Genomic DNA, 25,561 nt, shown 5'->3' with positions numbered 1-25,561 from the left:
CTTCAGGTATAACCAGGATGTGGCCGTAGACCAAACGACACGGCGTAAACGGCTGGAATTCAGGCCCTGGCTTCGGCAACGCCCGCGCTGTTGTAGCGCAGGGCTTTCAGCACGGTGTCCACGATCTGCGGTGCATTGAGGCCCGCCTCGTCGTATTGCGCATCGGGCTTGTTCTGATCCTGGAACACGTCCGGCAGGCGCATGGTGCGAATTTTCAGGCCGGCATCGGTCAGCCCTTCGTCGCTTGCCATCGTCAGCACATGCGCGCCAAGTCCCCCGATCGAACCTTCCTCCACCGTCACAATCACTTCGTGAGTCAGCATCAGGCGGCGGATCAGATCGGTGTCGAGCGGCTTGGCGAACCGCAAGTCGGCCACTGTCGTTGACAGGCCGCGGGCTTCCAGCACATCGGCGGCCTTGAGCGCCTCGCTCAGGCGCGTGCCGAGCGAGAGCAGCGCAACCTTGGTGCCTTCGCGTACGACGCGCCCCTTGCCGATTTCCAGTAGTTGCGGCGTTTCGGGCAAAGCAAGACCGACGCCGTTACCGCGCGGATAGCGAAACGCGATCGGCCCGGCATCGTACCGCGCGGCGGTATGGACCATGTGGACCAATTCCACTTCGTCCGCCGCCGCCATCACCACCAGGTTGGGCAGGGTTGCAAGATAGGTAATGTCGAACGAGCCGGCGTGCGTTGCCCCGTCCGCGCCCACCAGCCCCGCGCGGTCGATCGCGAAACGCACCGGAAGGTTCTGGATCGCCACATCATGCACCACCTGGTCGAACGCGCGCTGGAGGAACGTGGAGTAGATGGCGCAGAACGGCCGCATGCCTTGCGCTGCCAGACCCGCCGCAAAGGTGACGGCGTGCTGTTCGGCGATGCCCACGTCAAAACTGCGATCAGGAAACTGCTTTGCAAATGCATCAAGCCCCGTGCCGGCCGGCATCGCGGCGGTAATCGCGCAGATCGTCGGATCATTGGCGGCTTCTGCCACCAGCGCCTTGGCGAAAACGCCCGTATAGCTGGGCGGACCAGCCGGCGCTTTGGCCTGTTCGCCGGTCACGACGTTGAAGGTCTGTACGCCATGATACTTGTCCGCCGCCTGTTCCGCCGGGGTGTACCCCTTACCCTTCTGGGTGACGACGTGGACAAGAATCGGGCCTTCGCCGGCATCTCGCACGTTTTCCAGCACCGGAACCAGCGCATCAAGATCATGCCCATCCAGCGGTCCGACGTAGTAGAAGCCCAGTTCCTCGAACAAGGTGCCGCCCATGGCCATGCCGCGGGCGAATTCGTCGGTCTTCTTGGCAGCAACGTGCAGCGGGCGTGGCAGCCGGCGCGCGAACTTGCGGGCCAGTTCGCGCAGGCCCAGGAACTGGCCGGAGGATACCAATCGCGCCAGATAGGCGGATAGTCCGCCCACCGGCGGCGCGATCGACATATCGTTGTCGTTGAGGATGACGATCAGGCGATTGCCGGCTTCCGCCGCGTTGTTCATCGCCTCGTAGGCCATGCCGGCGCTCATCGCGCCATCGCCGATCACCGCGATCCCGCGCCCGGGCTCGCCCTTGATCTTGCTGCCGATGGCAAACCCAAGAGCTGCCGAAATCGAGGTGGAGCTGTGCGCCGTGCCGAACGGGTCGTATTCGCTTTCTGACCGCTTGGTGAAGCCGGACAACCCGCCGCCCTGCCGCAAGGTGCGGATACGGTCCCGCCGCCCGGTCAGGATCTTGTGCGGATAGGCCTGATGACCAACGTCCCACACCAGTCGATCCACCGGCGTATCGAACACATAATGAATGGCGACGGTCAATTCGACGACGCCAAGACCGGACCCCAGATGCCCGCCGGTCTGCCCGACAGCGGATATCGTTTCGGTTCGCAACTCGTCTGCCAGCTGGCGCAATTGCGCGGGCTTGAGTGTGCGCAGGTCTTCGGGAGTCGAAACCGTGTCGAGTAGAGGCGTGGCCGGTTTGGCGTTCATTACTCGTGCCCTACACGCTTGTGACTAGCCTGTCGATTGATCCTGTCTGCAATATCGCGCCGCAATCGGCTTGGTCGCACAGTCTTTTGGCAAAGACGTGGTCGTGGCCGCCCGGTCAGCTGCAGCTGGCGCAGATCCCGCGCAGTTCCACCACCGGGCGTATATCCACAAAGCCGGCTTGGCGCGCCGCACCCACCAGCGCGCCGGTGAGTTTGTCATCGTCGATGTGAACGGCCTGTCCGCAGCTGTCGCAGATCAGAAAGATGCAGTCATGCTGGCACCCGGGATGGCTGTTGGCCACATAAGCGTTGGCGCTTTCCACCCGCCGCGCCAGATTGTTTCGAACGAAAAGGTCGAGAATGCGGTAGACGCTGTTGGGCGCTACCCGTTTGCCACGCAGCGCGGAGACACTTTCGGCCAGATCGTAAGCGGAGGCCGGACGTTCGCGATCCGCCAATGCGCCGAACACGTCGGCCCGCATTTCGGTCCACTGCTCTCCAGCCCCGGTCAATGCGGCGCGCGCGGCGGTGACCAGATGGTCGCCCGAATGTTCGTGATGATTATGACCTGCCATGCCGCCTATATGGGGACTGGCGCGGCCCTAGGCAATCGGCACCGCGATCGGGTGCCGATGCGCGTCAGTGGCTTTGGGCAGCCTGCGCAGGGGGCACGATGTCATGCGCCAGCGGCGTGATCGTACCGATCCCCATCGCGCCGAGCACCAGCAGCGCCCCACCGGCAAAACCAAGCGCGAAGAAACGGGAAAATTCGCCTTTGATGAACTTCATGGCGGGATCGGCTTTCAATGCTGCGAGCGGAGCCCCATGGCTCCTGAGGAATGTGTGCAGCCCCATTGGCCGCAAGTGTCTTGCCGTCCAGTGAACGAGCGCCGTTATCTGGCAGCCTTGCGGTGAAACGAGGCTTTCAAGCGACGAACGGCAGGAACATGGTGGCTAATGCCGCCAAGCTGCCACAATGATGGATGTTACAACCAATCCAGCGACCGGCAGCGCGGCGCAGCCGAAGGGTAAGGCGACGGCTGCAAGAATGCTGCGCCGCGACCCGATTCGCCCCAGCCGCAATAGAACGGACGCCAGCGTCAGTCCGGTCAGGAAGCCCACTACGACAAGGGGACCGAGCCAGCCTATCGTCACTGCGCCGTCCCCTTTTCAGCCGCTCAATGCTTGAAGTGGCGCATGCCGGTGAAGACCATGGCAAGCCCGGCTTCATCGGCAGCTGCAATCACTTCATCGTCCCGGATGGACCCGCCCGGCTGGATCACGGCCGTGGCGCCGGCTTCGGCAGCGGCCAGCAGCCCGTCCGCGAACGGGAAGAAGGCGTCCGACGCGACCGCCGATCCCACGGTGCGGGCCTTGTCCCAGCCAAACTTTTCAGCGGCCTCGGCAGCCTTCATCGCCGCGATGCGCGAGGAATCGCGCCGATTCATCTGGCCTGCGCCGATGCCGGCGGTAACGCCATCGCGGGCATAGACGATGGCGTTCGATTTCACGTGGCGCGCCACGGTCCACGCGAACAGGCAGTCCGCCAGTTCACGGTCGGTGGGTTCGCGCTTGGTGACGACCTTGAGATCGTCAAACGCGATCGCGCCGTTGTCCCGTCCCTGGACCAGCAGCCCGCCGGTGATCTGGCGCACGGTCAGGCCGGGGCGGCGCGGGTCCGGCAAGCCACCGGTCAGAAGCAGCCGCAGGTTCTTCTTGCGGGCGAAAAACGCGCGCGCCTCTTCATCGGCATCGGGGGCGACGACGACTTCGGTGAAAATCCTGCAAATCGCTTCGGCGGTGGGGCCGTCCAGCGTCTGGTTCACAGCGACGATCCCGCCAAACGCGGACACGTCGTCACACGCCAGCGCGCCTTCCCAGGCGTCGAGCAGCGAATCGGCCTGCGCCACGCCGCACGGGTTCGCATGTTTGACGATGACGACTGCCGGCTTCTGTCCCCGAAACTCGGCGGCCAGCTCCAGCGCCGCGTCGGCATCGTTGTAATTGTTGTAGGACAGTGCCTTGCCCTGCACCTGCTCGGCCTGCGCCAGCCCCGGCGTGAACGGACCGGTAGGGGTATACAGTGCCGCGTTCTGATGCGGGTTCTCGCCGTAGCGCAGGCCCGTCGCCAACCGGCCATTGACGCTGAGCATCTCCGGAAATTCAAGGCCCTGGTCGGCAAAGGCGAACCACTGGCTGATCATGGCGTCATAAGCTGCGGTCTGCGCGAAGGCGCGGGCGGCCATCAGCTTGCGGAAGCCTAGCGTGGTGCAGCCATCCGTCGCCTCCAGTTCCACCAGCAGGCCTTCGTAATCCGAAGGATCGGTGACGATGGTGACATAGGCGTGGTTCTTCGCCGCCGAACGGACCATCGAGGGGCCGCCGATGTCAATATTCTCGATCACTTCGTCGCGGCCAGCGCCCTTGGCCACCGTCGCTTCGAAGGGATAAAGATTGACCACCACCAGATCGATCGCGCCGATGTGATGCTCGGCCATGGCCGCGGCATGTTCGGGATTGTCGCGCACCGCCAGCAGGCCGCCGTGCACCATCGGGTGCAGCGTCTTGACGCGCCCGTCCATCATTTCGGGAAAGCCGGTGATCTCGGCGATGTCCTTCACCGCAAGGCCCGCATCGCGCAGGGCCTTGGCGGTGCCGCCGGTGGACACCAGTTCCACGCCGCGATCGCTCAACACCTTGCCAAGCTGCGCCAGCCCGGTCTTGTCGGACACCGACAGCAGGGCGCGGCGGATCTGGACGGTATCGGACATGGCGGGTTCCTTGGCGATTCGAAGTGTTTTCGGGGCGAGGCGTTTCCGGGCGGGCCCTTAGGACGGCGGGCAGATCGGGGCAAGTACGGCCAAGGCGCACTGTCCGCCACGCGGGCCGTGCGGAAGCCACTGGCCGTCAGTTCATCTTCTTGATGATCCAGCCGAATGTGCCACCACCACGCGATACCAGCCCTTGCACAACAATCTGCTGCGTGGCCTGCGGGCGGCCCTGCCCATCGACCCACAGCGAATCTTCCACCGATACCTGGGCATCTTCGCCGCCAGAACGGAACAGCCAGTAGCCGCCGTCGGGTAGCAGCAGGCCAACACCCTGGCCGTCCGCCGTCAGGCTGACATCCACGTCCGGGCCCAGGTGAAAGCGGATCGCAAAGCCCACCTTGCCACGCTTGGCCTTGCGGCTGGCGGGCAGCAGCAGATCCTCGCCGCGCAGTTCGCTGCCATCATCGCGCAGCAGCAGGATACGCTGGTGGGTCAGGCCGTAGCGCGCGACGTAGCCGTTGTGACTGGCTTCGATCCGGGTGGCGGTGGCGCCTTTTTCCTGCGCCAGCGTCTTGCGGTCCACCGCAACTTCAGTGACGCCCGAGCCGATCATCCCGTTGATGAGAACGGCGGTGGAATTGGCATCGTCCAGCGTCAGCGTGGAATGGGCGGCGGTGGCCCGCAGGCCCTGTTCCAGCCGGATCGGCACTAGGCCGCCCCCGCTGGCCGCGCCGCCGCAGTTGATGATCAGGCGATGCGGCCCGTGCGACAATTCGAACGCCAGCGTGGACGCACAGCCAAAGCGCGCCTGTGCCGGCATCGGCGGCGGCGCGGTATCAAATTGCAGCACGGACTTGTGCGCCACAACGCGCTGGTAGCCCCACTGACGTACATCGCGCAGCGGGCGCGTGCGCACGCCGCTGGCGCGAACCAGACCTTCGACATCTTCTGCGGACACCGCCCAGCCGCCCTGCCAGGAACCCAGCCCGCCATCGCCATGCGTCAAGGCCAGCAGCGGCGGCACCAGCAGTTCCACCACCCGCTCGATCGCGGGCGGCGCATCGCGGCGGGTGGCGTGATAGCAGTTGCGCAGGCGCACCAGCAGGGCGATCGCTTCCATCTGCGCCAGCGGGCTGCGCGACAGGACGCCGCCATCGTCGCCGATCAGTTCGCCCAGCGCCTTGATCAGCCCGGCTTCACCGAACAGCCGGCGCGGACGCCCGTCCGGCAGCAACAGGCCGGCGCACACGATGCCGACCCAGCCGGCAACTTCCGAAACGCCATCTTCGGCCTGCCCGACATGGCGATCGAGCCAGCGCGCGGTCGCCGCGATATGCGCCAGCGTGCGCACCCGCAGCGCCTTGTCCCCTGACAGGATGAGCGGCGCATGGGCAAGCCAGTTGGCAAGGCGCGCGCCGGTGTTGCCAACGCTCCACGCCGGGCCCTTGCCGGGCCGTGGCGGCAGCTTGGGGTGGGCCTGCAGCCATGCAGTGAGGATACGCTCGGCCACCGGCGCGCCTTGTTCGCGCGGGGCGCAGGCCTCAAGATCGGTCAACCACGAAAACGTGTGCACCACCTTTTCCAGCGGCGGGGTAACACGGGCGGTGCCGGTGAAATCGACCTGCGCGATCGGCGTCTTGGCGCCGTGCACCAGAAAGTGTCCGGCGCGGATCGCGGTGCCGGCGGCGCGGTTGCCAGGCAGGGTGTTGTTGACCGTGGCCAGCAGCCGGGTCCGCCCCTTCTTTCCCATTGGCGCGGATAGCATGGCCCCTGGCACGCCGATGCGATAGGCCAGCCTGATCAAGCGCGCACCAACGCCTACCGCGGGCGGGCAGAAATCGACGAGCGCGAGGGCGCGCCCCGGCTCAGCCTGACCGGAGTCGACCCGCCCGCCGGTTGACGCCAGCGCGGACTGGCGCTCGACGTCAGCCCCCTCGCCACCCGCTCCTTCTGGTGACGGCGCAGCCTCACCCGGCGAGTCCGACTTGCCCGCCGCCGGCCAGAAACGGGCGCGTCCGGCCACGTTCAGCCCAGACCCTTGAGCGTCTTGATGTTACCCGCATACTGCGCCGGCCCACCCTTGAAGGTAGCCGACCCCGCCACCAGCACGTCAGCGCCGGCGGACACGCATTGCGGCGCGGTGTGCGGATCCACGCCGCCGTCCACTTCAAGGCGAATGTCGCGGCCCGACTTGTCGATCATCTTGCGCACCGCCTCGATCTTGCGAAGCTGGCTGGAGATGAAGCTTTGCCCACCGAAACCGGGGTTGACGCTCATCACAAGCACCAGGTCGATGTCGTCGATCAGATAGTCCAGCATCTTGGCCGGGGTGCCAGGGTTCAGCGCGATGCCGGCCTTCTTGCCCAGGTTGCGGATCGTCTGCACGGTGCGATGAATGTGGGGGCCAGCTTCGGGATGCACGGTGATGTTATCTGCGCCGGCATCGGCGAACGCTTCGAGATACGCGTCGATCGGCGAAATCATCAGGTGCACGTCGAAGGGCTTGGCCGTGTGCGGGCGCAACGCCTTGACCACGGCGGGGCCGATGGTGATGTTGGGCACATAATGCCCGTCCATCACATCGACGTGGATCCAGTCCGCCCCGGCTTCGTCGATGGCGCGCACTTCCTCTCCCAGCCGGGCGAAGTCTGCAGACAGAATTGAGGGGGAAATCAGAGGAATAGTCATGGCGGGCGTATCAAGGCTCCTTGGATTACGGGTATGCCACCATATCTTGGGCCGACAAGGCGCAGGCAGCCTTTTTCCACACGCGATATGGTGTTGGGCCGTGAGCGGCGCACTATAGAGTGCGAAATTCAGTGGTCATTCACGGCGGGTATCGCTGTAACGCACGAGCAAGCACGCACGCCTGATGGTGGAACCCGCCGCCGGGCGCACTACATGGAATACCGATGAACACCAGACATGCAGACATATCGACGCCGCGCGCAACCGGCCTACCACTTCTGGCCGCGCTGGTCGCCGGACTGCTCACCCCGGCCCCGCTGCTGGCGCAAGAGCGCGATATCTATCACAACGAGATCCGCAACGACATGAGCCGCTGCCGGGCCGATCGCGGCCCGGCGCTGATGGTCACCGTGGACGGCGTGAAATCCTCCTCAGGCAAAGTGCGCATCCAGTCCTACCGCGCCACCCCGGGGGACTGGCTAGTGAAAGGCCACTGGCTTACCCGTATCGAAGTGCCGGCACGGGCAGGCACGATGACGTTCTGCGTACCACTGCCGGCATCGGGCTTATACGGGATCGCCGTGCGGCATGACGTGAACGGCAGCGGCGAAACCGACATCCGGGTGGATGGCGGCGCGATGTCCAACAACCCGTCGATCAACATCTTCAACATGGGCAAGCCCAGTTACACCAAGGTCGGCGTGCCGGTGGGCAACGGGGTACGCTCGATACGGGTGCAGATGCGCTATCTTTAAGGCGCGGCAACCGGGGTTCGCAATGTGATGATGGCGCGCGCGTCTGCCAGGTCCTGTGGCTTGTCCACGTCCACGGCGGCGAGCCCGTCCCGCGCCGCCACAAGGTGTGCTTGCACCCCAATCTTGCCGCCCAACCGGCTGATGGCAGCCGCCAGCGTGAGGCGGCCCAGCGCGTAGCTTGCCAGCATGCCCGCGCCCAGCCGGGCAGCGATGCGCCAGGGACGCTTGCGGTCCGCCTCCACCATCTTCCAGGTGTCGATCGCCAGACCCGCGCGGCTTGTGGCCAGCAGGAACAAGTTGCAGCCGGACCATTGCCCGTCCGCGAACCGCAGATACGTGCGCCGGCTGCCGGGCATCGCGGCCTCTATCGCTTCGCGCCGGGCCAGCAGTACCGCTACGTCCGCGCTGGCCGGGGTGTCATCCAGAAAATCGCGAACCCACTGACCCTTCAGCAACGCATGGTCGCTCGTGGTGACCAGCAGCGGCGTGCCCATCGTCGCCAGCGCGATGGCCACACTGGCGCTCGGCCCAGCCCCGGTGCCCAGCACCTCGCAGCCCAGCGCCTGCGCGAGCGCACCGACCTGCGGGTCATTGGCGGATACCGCGATGCGCGTGACCCCCGCCTCGCGCAGCGCGGTGACGACGTGGGCAAGCATCGGCTGCCCCGCGATCTCGACCAGCGCCTTGTGGGCAACGCCTTCCGCTGCCGCAACCGGATCAGGCGCGCCGGGCCGGGAGCCGGCGAGCACCACGGCAACAGGCATCACGCCCCGCGCGCCTTCTTCTTGCCGCGCCAAACCTGCCACAGCACGCCGGGCGCCGCGAGCACCGGGTGGCGTTCACGCCAGGGCGAGATCGCCACCGGCACGCCTGTGTGCCGCTCGATCTTCCATGCAGCATAGCGCGCCGCGCCATCGAATGTGGTCGAAGCCTTGAGCAGGCGCACGACGTTGTAGGGCTTGCCCAGCCGCTGCCGCCGCTTCCACCACGCCAGCGTGCGGACCCGGGTGCGCGCATCGAGCGCCGGCTCCAACGTGATGCCATCCGAGACCGAAAACGCGATCCCGTCCGCCACCCAGGCGAGCGGCAGCAGTCCATCGAAGTGCGCCGGGTCGGCGGCCAGAATGGAATCCTCACGGCCCGCCTTTTCGACGCGGAATTCGGCGGCGTACGTTGCGCGGAACAAGGCGCGCCAGTAGTCCTGCGGCGTGCCGCGCGGTGGGCCCAGCGCTGCGGCGAGCCGGGCGGCGGTGCGCGCCGCATCGGCGATTGCTGCCGCCACCTTGGCGTGCGTCGCGCAGTCCCGATACCATACCAGCGCACTGAACTGCACGAAACGGGCCCATATGGTAGTGTCGAGCCGCTGCCCGGCGGCGGCTTGCGCAAAGGTTTCCAGCGCCATTGTCGCTACCTTGGCGCGCAGCGGCGTGCCGCCGCAGGTCCATTCGTGATAACTGACGCGCGGCCAGATCCGCTCAATCTGCGGACCGGGCAGCAGCACGTAGAAATCGAGAACGCCGTCGAGCGCACCGGTCCGCAGGTTGGAGCCATAGAACAGCACGGCCACCGCCCCGGATGCGTGCGCCAGCCGCTCTGCAAAGGCGCGCACTTGTGGCACGACGTCTTGCGAAAGCGTTGCCCGCACGCGGGTATCGAGATCGGGCTTGTCGGTCATGCCCCGTCAATCGGGCAGCACGGCGGTAATTACAACCCCGCCGGGTTTCCAAGCCGCAATGCTTCGTGGTTTCAGGGAACCACGAAGTCGATCAGGGGGCCTTCCTCAACGATGTAGCGGCCCGCAGGGAACGCCTCGCCATCGAGAATGAAAGACCCACCGATATCCAGCTCGATGTCGTTGGCGCAGAACCGCTGCGCGCCGTTGCGAGGCAGAAAGCGCGCGGAAAAGCCGAACATCATCGCGGGCAGCAGGGCAATCAGCCAGCGCACCGGCCAGTCGATCACGGCAAGCTTGAGGCCCGGCGCCGGGTTGGGGCCGAACGGACGCGCGCCCAGCGGAAACCGCTCGAACGTGGTGGCGATCATCAGGTAGCGTTCCTGCGCGCTGCCGCGCCCGGCGTACGGCAGGCTCTGCCCGGTGCGCCGATCGCGGATGCGCGTGGGCGTGCAGGTACGCCATACATTTCCGGCGCGCCCGAACAGCGTCTGAATCACGCCCCACAGGATCGAAAGACCGACGGCGAAGCTGTTGAACGCACCGCGCCGATGCGCTTCCTGGCCCGCCTCCGTGCCCAGCGCAAAGGCACCGGTGCCCAGAATGAAGCCTTGGATAGCGGTCCCTGCGCGGTCGACCGGCGAAACCCGCAAGGGTCGGCGCGCAAGCAGCCGACCGCGTTGCGCGGAGGCAAGCCCTTCGGCCAGCGACCAGTGATTGGGCAGGCCCAGATCGACGGCCAAGGCATTCGTCTTGCCTTTGGGCAGCACGATTACCCGGGGCCATTGTGCGCGGAAAATGTCGGACCCGGCGGACAACACGTCACGGACCGTTCCATCGCCGCCGTCAACCACCAGGTAATCGATACCGCGCCGGGCGAATTCCTGCAGGGTAGCGCGCAGATCTTCCCGTGTGGCGGGGGTCTGCGTGAGGATGTTGGAGCATTCCGCCATCTCTGGCACGTTGTATTGATTGCGATGGCTGCGCGGGTTGCGCACGATCCCGACCAGCGGAACGGCGCGCGCATGACGCGCGGGCCGGCGGGCCGGCGCATCGCCAGTCCGGGCAAGCTCACCAAAGACCGGCAGCGTCTCGAATGGGGATATCGAACGGTTCACGACGCTGCATTTAATGCGCCGCACCCGTAAAAGCACCAGGAAAACCTTACTGACACATAAAAATTACAATTGTGTGGCGTATGTCTGCGCTATCGCATGTTTTTTGCAGCGATTGCGCGGTGCTTTTGCATTCAGTAGGTGGTGGCCGGATGAATGAGGTCGCTCCCGCGCCGCCGGTCGCCACGATCGGCCATAACCCCGTACGACTTTGGGGGCTTATCAGCGCTCAGCGCGTTGGCCGAATCGCCCGTGCGGCAAAGCTTGCCGTCATCGACCCCGATGGCCCGTTCGCTACGCCCGCCATCCTTGCCAATGCCGCGCATGCCTGGGACCCGGCGTGGTTCGCCCTTGTTCTGAGCCGCCCCGGCATGGTGCTGATCCTGAACGGCGTGCCGGCACTGGCCCATGCGCCGGATGCAGCCAGCGCGAACCGCATCGCGGAGGCGATGCGGCGCGGATCGCCTTTGCCTCGGACAGACGGGCTGGAGGCGGTGGCATTCGAAAGCGGCCCTACGATCGAGAACAAGCAGCTGCGCAAGCGCGAAACGCCGTTCCTGCTGCCACTGACTCCGGACACCGTTCGGCAGATCGAACGGGCAAGCTACTTCGGCGCGTACAAGGGCGTGACCGACCTGTTGACCAAGTACCTGTGGCCCGAATGGGCGCTGGTGCTGACCCGCATCTGCGCGCGGCTGGGCATTACCCCCAACATGGTGACGACGATCGGCGCGGTGTTCTGCGTGGTGGCCACCGCGCTGTTCGCCTACGGGCACTACTGGGCCGGGATGGCTGCCGGGCTGGTGTTCATGGTGCTGGACACGGTGGACGGCAAGCTAGCGCGCTGCACGATCACATCCTCGGCGTGGGGCAACGTGTTCGACCACGGCATGGACCTTGTGCACCCCCCCTTTTGGTGGTGGTTCTGGGCGACCGGCCTGGCGTTCTGGGGGATGGCGTACGATACCGCCACGTTCTGGTGGGTTCAGGCCGCCATCCAGGGCGGCTACGTGGTACAGCGGCTGATCGAGGGCGCGTTCATTTCCGCGCACGGCATGCATATTCACGTCTGGCGCCGGTTCGACAGCCGGTTTCGCCTGATCACCGCCCGCCGCAATCCCAACATGGTCATCTTGTTCGCATCCATGCTGTTCGCCCGGCCCGATCTTGGGCTGATAGCCGTCGCATGGTGGACGGTTGTCTCATGCCTTGTCCATGCGGTGCGACTGGTCCAGGCAAGCGTGGCGCGGGCCAGACAGGGCGCCCTTGTCTCATGGCTTTCCGATGGAGCACCTGCATGAACGCGACGATGGAGAAGTTCGGCTGGCCCGCAACGACCGTAGCCGCGTTCCAGCACTGGACCGTGCTGGCCCGGCCCGCGCAACCCACGCTGGGATCGCTGGTGCTTGCCGCCAACAGCGACGTTACCGCATTCGGCGACCTGCCAGATGCCGCACATGCCGAACTCAAGGCGGTGACCAGCGCTATCGAGACTGCGCTGGCCGAAGCGGTTTCCTACCAGAAGCTGAACTATCTCATGCTGATGATGGTGGACCCGCACGTCCATTTCCATGTCATCCCGCGCTACGACGGCGCGCGCGAATGGCACGGGCACACGTTCACGGACGCCGGCTGGCCCAAAGTGCCGGACCTTTCCCACGCCGTATCGCTCAACGATGACGAACTGGCGACGCTGGTAAGCTGGCTCAAGAGTTTCTTCGCCCACTGACCGCCGCGCGCGGCGCACAGTTCAGGCGGTTATGGCAACTGCTGCACTGCAGCATCGTTTGAGCGTACATGATCGACTTTATCGCACGCCATCTCACCAGCCTTCCGGGCTGGGCCCAGCCGCCCGTGCTGGGGATCCTAGCCGCGGCCTTGGGTATCGTGATCGCGCTTGTGGCGCACGCCCTGCTGTTTTACCTGCTCCAACGCTTTTCGCAGCGCAGCGCCAGCCAGTCCGACGATCTGGTGGTGAACCGCCTGCTGCGGCCCACCCGCTGGGCGTTCATGGCGCTGGGCATCGTGCTGGCCGCTCGCGACACAGCGCCGCTGGAGCATTGGTGGGAACGCTTTGCCCCTTTCGTGATGCCGCTGATCACCGGTTGGGTCGCGATCGCGATCCTCAAGGCATTCGTCGAGGCGATGATCGTGCGGGCCGACATCACCGTGGAGGACAACCGCAACGCGCGCCGCCGCCGCACGCGCCTGTCCATCTTCAGCCGCATCGGCACGTTCCTGATCGTATTCTTGACGATCTCCGGGATGCTGGCCTCCATTCCCGGCGTGCGCGAGATCGGGGTGACTCTGATGGCCTCCGCCGGCCTAGCCGCGCTGGCCGTTGGCGCAGCGGCCCAGCCCGCGCTCAAGGCGCTGATCGCAGGATTCCAGATGGCGCTGACCGAGCCGATCAGCATCGACGATGTGATCATCCTGGACGGCGAGTGGGGCCGCATCGAGGACATTCGCACGACGTACGTGGTGGTGCGCTTGTGGGACGACCGCCGCCTGGTAGTGCCAGCGAACCGCTTTCTGGAAGACACGTTCCAGAACTGGACGAAAACGACCTCGCAGTTGCTGGGCACCGTGTTCCTGTACCTCGACCATGGCGTGGACATTGCGCCGATCCGCGCGGAGTACACCCGCCAGATCACCGCCCACCGCTTGTGGGACCGGCGTGCCCAGATCCTGCAGGTGACCGATTGCAAGGACCAGACGCTGGAAGTGCGATTGCTGATGAGTGCGAAGGATGGTCCGACTTTGTTCGACCTGCGCTGCGAACTGCGCGAAGGCATGATGGACTGGATCCGGCGCGAAATGCCCGAAGCGCTCGTGCGCCACCGGATCACCCAAGTGGCGCCATTGGAAGTCGCCGCGCCATCGCTCGCGGACGTGATGCCGGGCAATCCCCAGCCGCGCAACGATGCCAGCGGCGCAGGCAGCCTCAGCGAAGACCCGCGCGAGGCCTGAAATGGCCATATCACGACAATAATATCACACCCCTCCTCAAAGCGTGATTCCGCTATTGCGACCTAATCGCATTAGCACTACTCGGCGTTCCGTGACGATGGAATGATGAGGGTTTCAAGATGCTTCGAGTGATGAACCGCGGGCGATGGATGCTCGGTGCGGGAACCGGCATGATCGCCGCGTGCCTGCTGGCCGGCGCTGCGCGGGCCGACGAAGCCGAGGGTGAGGGCCAGGCACGGCGCGACGAGATCGTCGTCACCGGCCTGCGCTCGGTTGCCGAAGCAAGTTCGGGCACCAAGACCGACCTGCCCTTGTCGGAAACCCCGCAGTCCATCTCGGTCATCGATTCGAGCGAGATCGCAGGGCTCGGCCTGCAGAACCTCAACCAGGCGCTGCGGTTCGTGGCCGGTGTAACGCCGGAAACGCGCGGATCGTCCGCCGAGGTCTATGACCAGTACAAGCTGCGCGGGTTCGACGCGCCGACGTTTCTCGATGGCCTCAAACAGTTCGGCAGTTCGCTGGGCTATGCCGTCCCGCAAGTCGACGTCTCGCGGCTGGATCGTGTCGAAATCGTCAAGGGCGCTGCGTCGGCGCTTTACGGTGCGTCCAGCCCCGGCGGATTCGTGAACCTGCAAAGCAAGCTGCCCCTGGACCGTGATTTCTACGGCGCGGTCTCCGGCACCTACGGCAACTACGACCTCTACCGCGTCGATGCCGACGTCGGCGGCAAGACCGGCAGCGTGCTGTGGCGCGTGTACGGCAGCGCCAACGGCGCCGATGCGCAGCAGGACTATGGCAAGCGTGAGCGACAGACGGTGTCCGGCGCGGTGACGCTGGGCGCGGGCAGCAGCACGGATTTCACCGTGCTGGCGGCGTATTCGCACGATCCCTACAACGGCAACTACGGCGTGTTCCCGGCCGTTGGCACGCTGTTCACCAACCCGGTCGGCGGCAAACTGCCGACGTCATTCTATGGCGGCGAGCCGGGTGACTTCTTCCGCCGCGAACAGCTGGCATTCACGTATATCTTCAATCACGATTTCGGCGGCGGATGGAAGTTCCGCTCCTCGGGCCGCTACACCAACGTCAAGAGCGACCTTGGCATCATCTACACCAGCGGCCCGCAGGCCGCGCCTGCCACTGACCCGACGCGGTATTCGCGCGCATCGTATGCCACCAAGGAAGAGCTCAATAACTGGGTGTACGATAACCAGCTGACCGGCTCGTTCGAAACCGGGCCGCTGCAACATTCGGTCCTGCTCGGCACCGACCGTCAGGTGTCCCACGCGCGGGAGCTTTACGCCTTCGGCAGCGCCACGCCGATCGACGGGTTCGATCCGGTCTATGGCACCATGCCGACGCCTACGAACCCCTACGTCGTTCCCGGCTACGACCCGGTCACCTTCGGTTACGACCCGAATGCCTATGGGGTTCCCAACCTCGACACCGCGCAGCAGCGCCAGCAGGGCATCTACGCGCAGGACCAGATCTCGCTGGGCGGGCTGCGCGTGATTCTAAGCGGACGGAACGACTGGGCGCGGCAGGCGCGGCAAAGCAACGGCGGGGCAAGCCAGGTCAAGAAGGACGAAAAGTTCACCTACCGCGCCGGCGCGCTGTACAAGACCGCTTTCGGCCTGGCGCCGTACGTCAGCTACTCCACCTCGTTCGAACCGCAGGCCGCGCTGCTGGTGGATGGCACGCTCGCCAATCCCTCGCTCGGCAAGCAGTTCGAGGCGGGCGCGAAGTATCAGGTGCCCGGCACCGACATCCTGCTCACCGGCGCGTACTTCCACATCGAGCAGACCAACGTGGTGGTCTACAATCCGCTCAACTTCCTGGCTACGCAAGCAGGCAAGGTCCGCTCGCGCGGGTTCGAGGTGGAAGCCAGCGGCTCGCTGCCGTACGATTTCAACTTCCGCTTCGCGTTCAGCACCCAGAACGTGAAGAATGTCCAGGACGTGGACCCGGCGCTGGTGGGTCGCGGTCTTGCCACCGTGGGCCGCGGCGGCGTCAGCGCCAATCTGGCGTGGGCGCCCAAATCGGGCGCGGCAGAAGGTCTGACCATCGGCGGCGCAGTGCGCCACGTGCGCCGCACGTATGCCGGGCTCTACACGCAGACCGACGGCACCCAGGTACCGGAGAACACCCCTGCCTACACCGTGTTCGACGGGCTAGTGCGCTATAGCCTTGCCAAATGGGGACTGGACGGCGTGACCATCGGGGTGAACGCCACCAACATTCTCGATAAGAAGTATCTGACCAGCTGCTTCGCCAACTATTCCTGGTGCTGGTACGGCAACCGCCGCACCGTGCAGGGGACGATCGGCTTCACCTGGTAATCTCCGGGTCCGTTTGAACCGAGACTAAAAAGCCCGGTCCTTCGTGGCCGGGCTTTTTAGTCTCGCGGAACCGCCTCGTGCACTGGTCCGTTACCGTGCAAAGGAGATTTGTGATGATCGACCGCCCCGACGACCTCGCCCCCGAAACCACCAACAACGAGCAGGAAGACGAGGACACGCAGTCGCAGACCGTCACCGATCAGGCGATGGACCGCAACACCGCCGCGCAGGGCCTTAGCGACACCGAAAAGGTCAAGGGCGGCATCCAGGATGAGGACAACATCACCGACATTGTCGATCACATGAACCAGATGGATCGCAGTGGCACAATCGACATGTCCGCCTACGACGGCGAGGAGACAATGGACGATCTGGAGAACCGCTACGGCACCCGCAATGCCGCTGATGACCAGTTTGCCGGCGACGACAGCTGATTACGCCAAGCCCGTACGTGGGCCAGGGCCAAACACTATTTGTTTAAATCCCACGGCGACGGCGCATGTTGCGTTGTCGCCGTCTGGCTTTGATCCGTGTCGGCATCGTCAGTCGCGGGAATCGAGCAGTATGCGGTCATCAACATTCCGGCCGACCAGGCAAGCGCATGCCATCGGCTTTTGAAAACCTGGTTGATCTTGGTGCCGAACATGGGGGCACCCTACCGCACGTCGGTTAAGATTCCGCTCCCGCCACACGCTTGAGATCGTAGAGGATCTCCAGCGCATCGCGCGGAGCAAGCGCGTCCACATCCATTTCGCGCAGCGTGTCGCGCAAGGTATCGCATTTTTCTTCGCGCACGTTTTGCGCGGCGGCAAACAGCGGCAGGTCTCCAAGGCCGGCGGCCAGCCCGCCGGTTTCGGCGCGGCCCTTTTCCAGCTTATCCAGCACGGACTTTGCCCGGCTGATCACTTTGGGCGGCACCCCGGCAAGCCGCGCGACGGCAAGGCCATAGCTGCGGTCCGCCGGACCCTCGGCCAGTTCGTGGAGGAGAACCAGTTCACCCTTCCATTCGCGCGCGCGCACGTGATGCAGCGACAGCGCCTCGCACGTTTCGGCCAGGCGGGCCAGTTCGTGATAATGGGTGGCGAACAGGCAGCGGCAGCGATTGGTCTCGTGCACCGCCTCTGCCACTGCCCATGCCAGCGCCAGCCCGTCGTAAGTGGACGTGCCGCGCCCCACCTCGTCCAGGATGACGAAGCTGCGCGGGCTTGCTTGCGCAAGGATCGCGGCGGTCTCCACCATTTCGACCATGAAAGTGGAGCGCCCGCGCGCCAGATTGTCGGACGCCCCCACGCGGCTGAACAGGCGGTCCACCATGCCGATCCGGGCGGACTGTGCCGGAACGAAGCCGCCCGCCTGAGCCAGAAGCACGATCAGCGCGTTCTGCCGCAGGAACGTGGACTTGCCGCCCATGTTAGGCCCGCCGATCAGCCACAGCCGGTCGTGGCTGGCCAGCCGGCAGTCGTTCGCCACGAAGCGCTCGCCCTGGCTCTTTAGCGCCGCTTCCACCACCGGATGACGCCCGCCTTCGATATCGAGCGAAAGGCCGTCGACCACTTGCGGGCGCGTCCACCCGCCTTCCGCCGCGCGCTCCGCCTGCCCCGCCGCAACGTCGATGCGGGCAAGGGCGGCGGCAGTCAGCGCGATCTGACGGCGCGACGCTACAGCGAGTGCGACCAGTTCCTCGAAGTGGGCTTCTTCCGCCGCCAGCGCATGGCCGCCTGCCTCGGTAATCCGCGCCGCTTCCTCGTGCAGTGCCAGCGCGTTGAAGCGCATGGCGCCGGCCATCGTCTGGCGATGGGAAAAGCCGCTGCCCGCCTCCATCAGCTTGTCCGCGTGGCGTTGGGGCACTTCGATGAAATAGCCCAGGACGTTGTTGTGCTTGATCTTCAGCGCGGCAACGCCCGTCTCGTCCCGGTACTTCGCCTCCAGCGCGGCGATGGCCCGCCGGGCGTTGCCGGACATCTGGCGCAATTCGTCCAGCGCCGCATCGTACCCGGAAGCAATGTAGCCGCCCTGCCCCCGCTCGGTCGGCGGCGAGGGCACCAGCGCCCGTTCGAAATGATCGACGAGCGTGCCGTGGCCGCCCAACGACGGCAGCAGCCTGCCCAGCAGCACCGGAACATCGTCCATCTGGCGCAGCCGGTCGCCCAACTGGCGCGCACCGGCCAGCCCATCGCGCAGCTGGCCCAGATCGCGGGGCGATCCACGCCCCGCCACCACCCGGCCAAGCGCCCGCCCGACGTCTGGCAGCGCCCGCAGCGCGGCGCGCGTATCGTCGCGCCGCAGCGCATGGCCGTGAAACCATTCCACCAGCTCCAGCCGCTCGGCGATGGCCAGCCGGTCGGTCAGCGGCGCCGAAATATCCTCGGCCAGCAGCCGCGCGCCCGCGCCGGTGACACAGCGATCGATCGCCGCGATCAGGCTGCCGGCGCGCCCACCGCGCGAGGATTCGAGAATTTCCAGGCTGGCGCGCGTCGCCTCGTCCATCGCCAGCGTGGCATCGCCCGCGCGCGCTTCGGGCGGTAACAGCAATGGCAGCTTGCCGCGCCCCACATGGTCCAGATACGCGATCAGCCCGCCCGCCGCCGCCAGCATCGGCCGGGTGAAGGTGCCGAAACCGTCGAGCGTCGAAACGCCGTGCACCAGCTTGAGCCGCGCCTCACCGCCGTCAGAGGAAAACTCATGGGCGCCGCGTGGGATCGACCCTTCGGGCGCAGCGTCCCACCCCTCGGGCACCACCACTTCGCTTGCGCTGAGCCGTGCGAGGGCCGCCGGGAGGTGGTCGGGCGCGCATTCCTCAAGCTCCATCCGCCCGGTGGAAATATCGCAGGCGGCGATGCCGAACGTGCCGCGCACTTCGCATACCGCCGCCAGCACGTTGGCGCGGCGCGGCTCCAGCAGGGCCTCCTCGGTCAGCGTACCGGCGGTAACGAAGCGCACGATGTCGCGCGAAACCAGCGCCTTGGAACCCCCGCGCTGCTTCGCCTGCGCCGGGCTTTCGGTCTGCTCGGCAATCGCGACACGGCACCCCGCCTTGATCAGGCGCGCAAGATAGCCTTCGGCGGCATGCACCGGCACCCCGCACATCGGGATCGGCTGACCCAGATGCTCCCCGCGCGTCGTGAGCGCGATGTCCAGGATCTGGCTGGCAGTTCTGGCGTCCTCGAAGAACAGCTCGAAGAAGTCACCCATGCGATAGAACAGCAGGCAGTCCCCCGCCTGTTCGCGCAAGGCAAGATACTGCGCCATCATCGGAGTCGCGGCGGAAGTCATGCGCACGGCGTTAGCGGCGCACCTGACACTTTGGGAAGCTGCCTGAGACCGCCTTTCCCCTATCGCGTTGGCCACGGATTGGTTAGGGGGCATGGCGCAACCGGGAGATGACGCTTGTCCGAAAAAAGCAAGATCCAATTCACGGATCGCGAGGCACTTTTCTATCACCAGACGATCCGTCCGGGTAAGATCGAGATCATCGCGTCCAAGCCGATGGCCACGCAGCGCGACCTGAGCCTTGCCTATTCGCCCGGAGTCGCGGTGCCGGTGCAGGCGATCGCGGACGATCCGGCGACGGCTTACGACTACACCGCCAAGGGCAATCTGGTGGCGGTCATCTCCAACGGCACTGCAATTCTGGGCATGGGCAACCTTGGCGCGCTGGCTTCCAAGCCGGTGATGGAAGGCAAGGCGGTGCTGTTCAAGCGCTTCGCTGACGTCGATTCGATCGACATCGAACTGGCCAGCGAGGACACCGAGGCGCTGATCGAGGCGATCGCGATGATGGAGCCCAGCTTCGGCGGCATCAACCTTGAAGATATCAAAGCCCCCGAATGCTTCATCATCGAGCAGGCGCTGCGCGAACGGATGAAAATTCCGGTGATGCACGATGACCAGCACGGCACGGCGATCATCGCCGCCGCTGGCCTGATCAACGCCTGCCTGATCACCGGCCGCAAGCTGGAGGACGTGAAGGTGGTGGTGAACGGCGCGGGCGCATCGGCGCTGGCGTGCACCTCGCTGATCAAGTCCATGGGCGTGCGCCATGAAAATGTGCTAGTCTGCGATACACGCGGCGTCATCTATCCCGGGCGCGAAAAGGTGGACCAGTTCAAGTCCGCCCATGCCGTTACCACGACGAAACGCACGCTGGCAGAGGCCATCGAAGGCGCCGACGTGGTGCTGGGCCTGTCGGCCAAGGGTGCGATCACGCAGGATATGGTCAAGCGCATGGCGCCCGAACCGATCATCTTCGCGATGGCCAACCCGGACCCAGAAATCACCCCGCCCGAAGCGAAGGCCGTGCGGCCCGATGCGATCATCGCCACCGGCCGGTCGGACTATCCCAACCAGGTCAACAACGTGCTGGGCTTCCCGTTCATCTTCCGCGGCGCGCTCGATGTGCGCGCTACCGCGATCAACGAAGAGATGAAGATCGCCGCCGCCACGGCCATCGCCGAACTCGCCCGCGAAAAGGTGCATGAGGATGTGGCGGCGGCCTACGGCGGTGAAACGCAGGTGTTCGGGCGCGATTACATCATCCCCGCCCCGTTCGACCCGCGGCTGATGGAAGTGGTGCCGATGGCGGTCGCCAGGGCCGCGATGGAGTCCGGCGTCGCGCAAAAGCCGATCGCGGATTTCGAGGCCTATCGCGACCAGCTGAAGGCACGGCTCAATCCCACTACTTCAGTACTGACCCGCATGTACGCGCAAGTGAAGGCCAACCCGCGCCGGGTGATCTTTGCCGAAGCCGACAACGAAGTCGTGCTGCGCGCAGCCGTGCAGTACCGCGATTTCGAGTACGGAGAGCCGGTGCTGGTCGGACGCACGCAGGACATTCTGGACAAGATGGCGGAACTGGGCGTGCCCGACCCCGGCAGCTTCAGAATCGAAAACTCACTGGTATCCGATCACGTGGCGCCGATGGTGGACCTGCTGTACGAACGCCTGAAGCGGCGGGGCTTCCTGCGCCGCGATGTGCAGCGCATGGTCAACACCGATCGCAACCTGTTTGCCGCCGGGCTGCTGAAGCTGGGTGAGGGCGATGCGATGATCACCGGCATGACCCGCCCCTTCGCCCAATCCATGAAGGAAGTGCGCCGCGTGCTGGACCCGGCGCCCGGCAAGCTGCCTTTCGGCATTCACATGCTGGTGGGCAAGAACCACACGGTGTTCATGGCCGATACCACGATCAACGAGCGCCCGACGGCCGAGGAACTGGCGGTGATCGCCACGGAAACCGCCGCAGTGGCCCGCAAGCTGGGCCATGAACCGCGCGTGGCGTTCCTCAGCTTTGCCACGTTCGGCAACCCCGCGGGCAAATTGCCCAATACCGCGCGCGAGGCGATCCGCCTGCTCGACGAGCGGCAGGTGGACTTCGAATACGAAGGCGAGATGGCGCCGGACGCCGCGCTCAACCCCAAGGTGATGGCACTGTATCCGTTTTCACGCCTGACCGCGCCGGCCAACGTGCTGATCATGCCGGGCCTGCAATCGGCCAACATTTCCGCCAAGCTGCTGCGCGAGGTGGGCGGAACGACCACGATCGGACCGATGCTGATGGGCATGGAAAAGCCCGTGCAGATCGTGCCAATGACCGCGATCGCACCTGAAGTGCTGAACCTGGCGGCACTGGCCGCAGCCGGGATCGCGGGCTGAACGCAAACGGGGCAGGGTGCGCAAGATGCTCACCGTGCCCCGTCATGCTTTCGCGTTGAGAGTATTCAGAACTTCTGCTGGCGTTCGTACAGATCGCGGTAGTGCTGGATGCGGGTAACCCGCAGGCCCTGCATGCCAGAGCGATCGACAGCGCGCTGCCACGACGCGAATTCCTCCAGCGTCAGCTGATACCGCTCGCACACATCGTCGATCGAAAGCAGCCCGCCGTTGACCGCGGCCACGACCTCAGCCTTGCGGCGGACCACCCAACGCGTGGTGTTGGGCGGCGGCAGGTCATCGATCGTCAGCGGTTCGCCAAGCGGACCGATCACTTGCGCGGGACGGATTTTCTGGTTCTCGATCATGGGTACCCTCGCTCGCCGTCGGCGGTTGCGCCTGCGGCGAAAGGCTGGTCTATCGGCTGGGGCTTGCCATTGGTTGAACCTTCAGGGTTAACAAGCGATGACGGTCTCAGATACGCGACCAGCGTGGATGCCGCGATGCCATCGAAGCTGCCGCGCAGCCGCAGCCGGGTGGCCGCGCTGCCGTTGCCCAGGCCCCCTTCGCGCGCGCCGGCTCCGGCGAAAAGGCGCTGCCGCAAGGCCTGCCAGTCTATCGCCGCAAAGGCTGCAGGCACGCCATCAACGCGGCCCGGCATGTCCGCTGCGTCCGACAGGGGCCCTTTCGTCGTATCTGTATTGGTGGGGTTGCGTGCAATGCTCATGAGCCCGCTTATACGCCGTGATGGTCAAGGGATCGTAAAGGTCGCCTTCACGTTTTCTTCATGCGCTTGATGTCGCCCCGGCGGCGCGTGGGTGACAAAAGGTAGGAATCGCGCAGGCATCGCTGTATGGGCTGCGCGATGAACATGGTTTCTCCCTTGCTCACGCCCGATGTCGATGCAGGCGAATTGTTCCAGCTGTCCCGCCCGATGACCGCGCGCCGGATTGTGGTGGCGATGTCGGGCGGGGTGGACAGCTCGGTCGTGGCGGCGCTGGCGGCGGCCAGCGGGGCCGAAGTGATCGGCATGACCCTGCAACTGTACGACTACGGCGCGGCGACCGGGCGCAAGGGCGCATGCTGCGCGGGCGACGACATTCGTGATGCGCGCGCGGTGGCGGACCGGCTGGGCATCGCCCACTACGTGTTCGACCATGAAAGCGCCTTTCGCGAAGAGGTCGTCGAACGCTTTGCCGACGATTACCTGGCCGGTCGCACGCCGATCCCGTGCATCCGCTGCAACATGGGACCCAAGTTCACCGACCTGCTGGCGATGGCGCGCGAACTGGGCGCCGATTGCCTGGCGACCGGGCATTACGTGCGCCGGGTCATGGGCAAGGCCGGGGCGGAATTGCACCGCGCCGCCGATCCCGCGCGCGACCAGAGCTATTTTCTCTACGGCACCACCGACCCGCAGCTGGACTTCCTGCGCTTTCCGCTGGGCGGACTGCCCAAGACCGAAACCCGGCGACTGGCCGAGGGTGCGGGCCTGCGCGTGGCGGCCAAGCCTGACAGCCAGGACATCTGCTTCGTGCCGGACGGCGATTACGCCAAGGTGGTGCGCGCCGTACGCCCCGAGGGCGAGGCGCCCGGCGAGATCGTGCATGCGCAAAGCGGGCAGGTGCTGGGCACGCATCGCGGGGTCATCCATTACACCGTGGGCCAGCGACGCGGTCTTGAGATCGGCGGTCAGCCTGAGCCGTTGTATGTCACGGGAATCGAGGCGGACACCCGCCAGGTCCGCGTAGGGCCGCGCCGCCTGCTGGCCACTGCCTCTGCCAAGGTGATTGAAACCAACCGGATCGGGCCGATGCCGCAGGGTCCGTTGACGGCGAAGGTCCGCTCGCTGGCAAAGCCGGTGCCGGTGTCCGTGGACGGCACGCTGGGGGATGGCGCGCCGGTGACGATCCATTTCGATCAACCGGAATACGGCGTGGCGCCAGGGCAGGCGGCGGTCATCTATGCCGGGGACCGGGTGGTCGGCGGGGGCTGGATCGATTCGACGCAGGCCGCGTACTGATCCCGCCCGTTAGTCCTGCCAAGGCTCCAACTGGCAGCCGCGATCGCTGCTGAAGTCCGCGCTTTGCCGCGCCAGCAGCGGAACGGAAGCGTGGATGGTGTGCTTGGCGGCATCTTCCGAGAGCGAGACCCAGCGCCCCGTGCCGCCCACGCCGGCAATCGCAAGATCCGCCTGGCAGCTGGCCAACGGGCGCTGGGATACAAAGCGGCACACGCACCCCGATTGCGCACCGTAAGCCGCGCCCACCAGCGCTTTTTCCTGCATCCCGCGCCACACCAGCGCCAGGCACACCACAAGCACCAGCGTGATCAGTATCGCCAGATTGCGTTTCCAGCGCGAAGGCTGGCGCACCGGGTATGGGCTACCGGCACCCTTCTCCCCTGATCGCCATCGCCGGGTGGTTGCCATTATCGAAAGCCTCGCACATGACCGGCGCGCCATGTCGGTGCGCCGCCCTCCCCTTATCGCCGCGATGCTTTCGCTGCTAGCCCTTGGTCCGGTGCTGGCCAGCTGTCATTCGCGCGGGCCGGACGCGCCCCCGCCGCCCAGCACGCAAGCTATAGCCGCCATGAAAAACACCGGCGGCGCACCACGCGATTCGCTGGGGCGCGCTATCGATCGCCTGTTCGATGAGGAGACCGTGGGGCACACCGACGCCTTGCTGATCATGAAACGCGGCGCGGTGATCGTCGAGCGCTATGGGGACAATGTCCGGCCCGACACCCGCCTGCCGGGCTGGAGCGCCGGCCAGTGCGTGACGACGCTGATGATCGGCCAGTTGGTCAGCGATGGCCGGTTGCGACTGAACGAATCGGCGCCGGTGCCCGAGTGGCAGCGCCCCGGCGATCCGCGCGGGGTCATCACCCTCAAGCACCTGTTGCAGATGCGCTCGGGCCTGCGCCACGTCGAAGCTGCGCGGATGGGCGTGGGCAAGCTCACGTCCGAATCGGACCGCACGCGCATGCTGTTTCTGGACGGGCGGGACGATATGGCCGCCTATGCCGAAGCGCAGCCGCTCGAAGCGCCGGCCGGCAAGTTGTTCGAACATTCCTCTGCCAGCGCCGTCATTCTTGCCGATCTGGCAGCCCGGGTGCTGTCGCCTGACCGCAATCCCGAGCGGCGGCGGCTGGCCGTAAACGAATACCTGCGCAGCCGTATCCTGGTGCCGATTGGCATGCCGTCCACGATCGTCAGCTTCGACCGCGCAGGCACGATGACCGGGTCAGGCATGATCGCCGCCTCTGCTCGGGATTGGGCGAACCTGGGCGAATTCCTGCGCCATACCGGCTCCGTCAGCGGGGCGCAGATCTTGCCCCGGCGCTGGGTGCAGGCGATGCTGGCGCCCTCCCCGCGTGAGCCCGGCTTTGGCGAGGGCGTGTGGCTCAACCAGGGGGAGCGTGGCGACGGCGCGAAGCTGTGGCCCGGCACCGCGCCAAAAACGGTGTTCGCCTGCCTTGGCGAATATGGCCAGTACGTGATCGGCTCACCCGATCAGTTGCTGACCGTGGTGCGCATCGGGCGCAGCGACGCCGCGCAGGAACGCGCGTTGCACGATCACCTGGGCAACCTGCTCGCGCTGTTTCCGAAAAACTGACGCA

23 protein-coding genes are annotated in these 25,561 nt (G+C 65.7%); 9 read left to right on the top strand and 14 right to left on the bottom strand.

All coding sequences use genetic code 11. From position 1 onward, the window contains the following. Window positions 1-59: 59 nt before the first annotated feature. From dxs to rpe, 6 genes are all read right to left on the bottom strand, one after another. Complete coding sequence (gene dxs / locus ASE49_RS01645; RefSeq protein WP_056768017.1) at window positions 60-1,982, bottom strand: 1-deoxy-D-xylulose-5-phosphate synthase; 1,923 nt, start codon at window positions 1,980-1,982, stop codon at window positions 60-62. A gap of 115 nt (window positions 1,983-2,097) precedes the next feature. Next, complete coding sequence (locus tag ASE49_RS01640) at window positions 2,098-2,556, bottom strand: Fur family transcriptional regulator (RefSeq protein WP_056768015.1); 459 nt, start codon at window positions 2,554-2,556, stop codon at window positions 2,098-2,100. Between the two features lie 64 nt (window positions 2,557-2,620). Further along, complete coding sequence (locus ASE49_RS18495; protein ID WP_200921938.1) at window positions 2,621-2,770, bottom strand: hypothetical protein; 150 nt, start codon at window positions 2,768-2,770, stop codon at window positions 2,621-2,623. 389 nt (window positions 2,771-3,159) lie between these two features. Beyond that, window positions 3,160-4,752 (bottom strand): bifunctional phosphoribosylaminoimidazolecarboxamide formyltransferase/IMP cyclohydrolase, encoded by a 1,593-nt coding sequence (gene purH / locus ASE49_RS01635; RefSeq protein WP_056768012.1) that lies wholly within the window; start codon window positions 4,750-4,752, stop codon window positions 3,160-3,162. Between the two features lie 136 nt (window positions 4,753-4,888). Further along, the gene (locus ASE49_RS01630) at window positions 4,889-6,775 is read right to left on the bottom strand and encodes a heparinase II/III family protein (protein WP_200921937.1); all 1,887 of its coding nucleotides are present in this window, start codon (window positions 6,773-6,775) and stop codon (window positions 4,889-4,891) included. 2 nt (window positions 6,776-6,777) lie between these two features. Further along, complete coding sequence (rpe, locus tag ASE49_RS01625; protein ID WP_056768005.1) at window positions 6,778-7,440, bottom strand: ribulose-phosphate 3-epimerase; 663 nt, start codon at window positions 7,438-7,440, stop codon at window positions 6,778-6,780. A gap of 224 nt (window positions 7,441-7,664) precedes the next feature. Between rpe and ASE49_RS01620 the strand changes: the two genes are divergently transcribed. After that, a complete protein-coding gene (locus ASE49_RS01620) occupies window positions 7,665-8,195 on the top strand; it encodes a DUF2141 domain-containing protein (RefSeq protein ID WP_082456245.1) in 531 nt (176 codons plus the stop codon). On the opposite strand, the gene ASE49_RS01615 is transcribed toward ASE49_RS01620, so the two are convergent. From ASE49_RS01615 to ASE49_RS01605, 3 genes are all read right to left on the bottom strand, one after another. Continuing rightward, the gene (locus ASE49_RS01615) at window positions 8,192-8,959 is read right to left on the bottom strand and encodes a nucleotidyltransferase family protein (protein ID WP_056768001.1); all 768 of its coding nucleotides are present in this window, start codon (window positions 8,957-8,959) and stop codon (window positions 8,192-8,194) included. The two genes, ASE49_RS01620 and ASE49_RS01615, sit on opposite strands and share 4 nt — an antisense overlap. Then, window positions 8,959-9,870, bottom strand: coding sequence for a hypothetical protein (locus ASE49_RS01610; protein WP_056767998.1), 912 nt, complete (start codon window positions 9,868-9,870; stop codon window positions 8,959-8,961). Before ASE49_RS01610 ends, ASE49_RS01615 begins: the two co-directional genes overlap by 1 nt. 71 nt (window positions 9,871-9,941) lie before the next feature. After that, entirely contained in the window at window positions 9,942-10,985 is a 1,044-nt protein-coding gene (locus ASE49_RS01605; protein ID WP_056767995.1) for a diacylglycerol kinase family protein, read from the bottom strand. A gap of 149 nt (window positions 10,986-11,134) precedes the next feature. Between ASE49_RS01605 and ASE49_RS01600 the strand changes: the two genes are divergently transcribed. From ASE49_RS01600 to ASE49_RS01580, 5 genes are all read left to right on the top strand, one after another. Beyond that, window positions 11,135-12,283, top strand: a complete 1,149-nt coding sequence (locus ASE49_RS01600) for a CDP-alcohol phosphatidyltransferase family protein (RefSeq protein ID WP_056767992.1) — start codon at window positions 11,135-11,137, stop codon at window positions 12,281-12,283. After that, the gene (locus tag ASE49_RS01595; protein WP_056767988.1) at window positions 12,280-12,711 is read left to right on the top strand and encodes an HIT family protein; all 432 of its coding nucleotides are present in this window, start codon (window positions 12,280-12,282) and stop codon (window positions 12,709-12,711) included. Before ASE49_RS01600 ends, ASE49_RS01595 begins: the two co-directional genes overlap by 4 nt. Before the next feature lie 68 nt (window positions 12,712-12,779). Continuing rightward, complete coding sequence (locus ASE49_RS01590; protein ID WP_056767986.1) at window positions 12,780-13,952, top strand: mechanosensitive ion channel family protein; 1,173 nt, start codon at window positions 12,780-12,782, stop codon at window positions 13,950-13,952. 131 nt (window positions 13,953-14,083) lie between these two features. Beyond that, window positions 14,084-16,291 (top strand): TonB-dependent siderophore receptor, encoded by a 2,208-nt coding sequence (locus ASE49_RS01585; protein ID WP_056767983.1) that lies wholly within the window; start codon window positions 14,084-14,086, stop codon window positions 16,289-16,291. A 113-nt stretch (window positions 16,292-16,404) separates the two neighbouring features. Beyond that, window positions 16,405-16,725, top strand: coding sequence for a hypothetical protein (locus ASE49_RS01580; RefSeq protein ID WP_056767980.1), 321 nt, complete (start codon window positions 16,405-16,407; stop codon window positions 16,723-16,725). Window positions 16,726-16,760: 35 nt separating this feature from the next. Here ASE49_RS01580 and ASE49_RS17995 read toward each other — a convergent pair whose 3' ends face one another. Together ASE49_RS17995 and mutS are read right to left on the bottom strand one after the other, a co-directional pair. Then, a complete protein-coding gene (locus ASE49_RS17995; protein WP_156370023.1) occupies window positions 16,761-16,937 on the bottom strand; it encodes a hypothetical protein in 177 nt (58 codons plus the stop codon). A 23-nt stretch (window positions 16,938-16,960) separates the two neighbouring features. Continuing rightward, on the bottom strand, window positions 16,961-19,564 hold the full coding sequence (gene mutS / locus ASE49_RS01575) for a DNA mismatch repair protein MutS (RefSeq protein WP_235522781.1): 2,604 nt from the start codon (window positions 19,562-19,564) through the stop codon (window positions 16,961-16,963). 114 nt (window positions 19,565-19,678) lie between these two features. Here mutS and ASE49_RS01570 point away from each other — a divergent pair, with 114 nt between their 5' ends. Next, the gene (locus ASE49_RS01570) at window positions 19,679-21,943 is read left to right on the top strand and encodes an NADP-dependent malic enzyme (protein ID WP_056767977.1); all 2,265 of its coding nucleotides are present in this window, start codon (window positions 19,679-19,681) and stop codon (window positions 21,941-21,943) included. Window positions 21,944-22,008: 65 nt separating this feature from the next. Here the strand turns inward: ASE49_RS01570 and sciP are convergent, their stop codons facing one another. Then, complete coding sequence (gene sciP / locus ASE49_RS01565; protein ID WP_056767974.1) at window positions 22,009-22,308, bottom strand: CtrA inhibitor SciP; 300 nt, start codon at window positions 22,306-22,308, stop codon at window positions 22,009-22,011. Beyond that, the gene (locus ASE49_RS01560; RefSeq protein WP_056767971.1) at window positions 22,305-22,667 is read right to left on the bottom strand and encodes a hypothetical protein; all 363 of its coding nucleotides are present in this window, start codon (window positions 22,665-22,667) and stop codon (window positions 22,305-22,307) included. Before ASE49_RS01560 ends, sciP begins: the two co-directional genes overlap by 4 nt. Before the next feature lie 138 nt (window positions 22,668-22,805). Between ASE49_RS01560 and mnmA the strand changes: the two genes are divergently transcribed. Further along, window positions 22,806-23,963, top strand: coding sequence for a tRNA 2-thiouridine(34) synthase MnmA (gene mnmA, locus ASE49_RS01555; RefSeq protein ID WP_056768633.1), 1,158 nt, complete (start codon window positions 22,806-22,808; stop codon window positions 23,961-23,963). A gap of 9 nt (window positions 23,964-23,972) precedes the next feature. Here the strand turns inward: mnmA and ASE49_RS01550 are convergent, their stop codons facing one another. Beyond that, window positions 23,973-24,371 carry a hypothetical protein gene (locus tag ASE49_RS01550; RefSeq protein WP_056767968.1) on the bottom strand — a complete coding sequence of 133 codons (399 nt, stop codon included), beginning with the start codon at window positions 24,369-24,371 and terminating at the stop codon, window positions 23,973-23,975. Window positions 24,372-24,402: 31 nt separating this feature from the next. Here ASE49_RS01550 and ASE49_RS01545 point away from each other — a divergent pair, with 31 nt between their 5' ends. After that, a complete protein-coding gene (locus ASE49_RS01545; RefSeq protein ID WP_056767965.1) occupies window positions 24,403-25,557 on the top strand; it encodes a serine hydrolase domain-containing protein in 1,155 nt (384 codons plus the stop codon). Window positions 25,558-25,561 lie beyond the last annotated feature (4 nt).

The organism is Novosphingobium sp. Leaf2, assembly GCF_001421325.1.
In the GTDB taxonomy this organism is placed as follows: Bacteria; Pseudomonadota; Alphaproteobacteria; order Sphingomonadales; family Sphingomonadaceae; genus Novosphingobium.
The sequence above is the reverse complement of the archived record's forward strand: the minus strand, read 5'-3'. Positions and strand labels throughout refer to the sequence as shown.

What these genes read in the sequence shown, in the direction of transcription:
- ASE49_RS18495 (WP_200921938.1), bottom strand. Translation starts at nt 2,770, where the DNA reads ATGAAGTTCATCAAAGGCGAATTTTCCCGTTTCTTCGCGCTTGGTTTT.
- ASE49_RS01620 (WP_082456245.1), top strand. Translation starts at nt 7,665, where the DNA reads ATGAACACCAGACATGCAGACATATCGACGCCGCGCGCAACCGGCCTA.
- ASE49_RS17995 (WP_156370023.1), bottom strand. Translation starts at nt 16,937, where the DNA reads ATGTTCGGCACCAAGATCAACCAGGTTTTCAAAAGCCGATGGCATGCG.
- ASE49_RS01545 (WP_056767965.1), top strand. Translation starts at nt 24,403, where the DNA reads ATGTCGGTGCGCCGCCCTCCCCTTATCGCCGCGATGCTTTCGCTGCTA.
- ASE49_RS01600 (WP_056767992.1), top strand. Translation starts at nt 11,135, where the DNA reads ATGAATGAGGTCGCTCCCGCGCCGCCGGTCGCCACGATCGGCCATAAC.
- ASE49_RS01595 (WP_056767988.1), top strand. Translation starts at nt 12,280, where the DNA reads ATGAACGCGACGATGGAGAAGTTCGGCTGGCCCGCAACGACCGTAGCC.
- ASE49_RS01615 (WP_056768001.1), bottom strand. Translation starts at nt 8,959, where the DNA reads ATGCCTGTTGCCGTGGTGCTCGCCGGCTCCCGGCCCGGCGCGCCTGAT.
- ASE49_RS01550 (WP_056767968.1), bottom strand. Translation starts at nt 24,371, where the DNA reads ATGGCAACCACCCGGCGATGGCGATCAGGGGAGAAGGGTGCCGGTAGC.
- dxs (WP_056768017.1), bottom strand. Translation starts at nt 1,982, where the DNA reads ATGAACGCCAAACCGGCCACGCCTCTACTCGACACGGTTTCGACTCCC.
- ASE49_RS01580 (WP_056767980.1), top strand. Translation starts at nt 16,405, where the DNA reads ATGATCGACCGCCCCGACGACCTCGCCCCCGAAACCACCAACAACGAG.
- ASE49_RS01590 (WP_056767986.1), top strand. Translation starts at nt 12,780, where the DNA reads ATGATCGACTTTATCGCACGCCATCTCACCAGCCTTCCGGGCTGGGCC.
- mnmA (WP_056768633.1), top strand. Translation starts at nt 22,806, where the DNA reads ATGAACATGGTTTCTCCCTTGCTCACGCCCGATGTCGATGCAGGCGAA.
- ASE49_RS01560 (WP_056767971.1), bottom strand. Translation starts at nt 22,667, where the DNA reads ATGAGCATTGCACGCAACCCCACCAATACAGATACGACGAAAGGGCCC.
- purH (WP_056768012.1), bottom strand. Translation starts at nt 4,752, where the DNA reads ATGTCCGATACCGTCCAGATCCGCCGCGCCCTGCTGTCGGTGTCCGAC.
- rpe (WP_056768005.1), bottom strand. Translation starts at nt 7,440, where the DNA reads ATGACTATTCCTCTGATTTCCCCCTCAATTCTGTCTGCAGACTTCGCC.
- ASE49_RS01610 (WP_056767998.1), bottom strand. Translation starts at nt 9,870, where the DNA reads ATGACCGACAAGCCCGATCTCGATACCCGCGTGCGGGCAACGCTTTCG.
- ASE49_RS01585 (WP_056767983.1), top strand. Translation starts at nt 14,084, where the DNA reads ATGAACCGCGGGCGATGGATGCTCGGTGCGGGAACCGGCATGATCGCC.
- ASE49_RS01640 (WP_056768015.1), bottom strand. Translation starts at nt 2,556, where the DNA reads ATGGCAGGTCATAATCATCACGAACATTCGGGCGACCATCTGGTCACC.
- mutS (WP_235522781.1), bottom strand. Translation starts at nt 19,564, where the DNA reads ATGACTTCCGCCGCGACTCCGATGATGGCGCAGTATCTTGCCTTGCGC.
- sciP (WP_056767974.1), bottom strand. Translation starts at nt 22,308, where the DNA reads ATGATCGAGAACCAGAAAATCCGTCCCGCGCAAGTGATCGGTCCGCTT.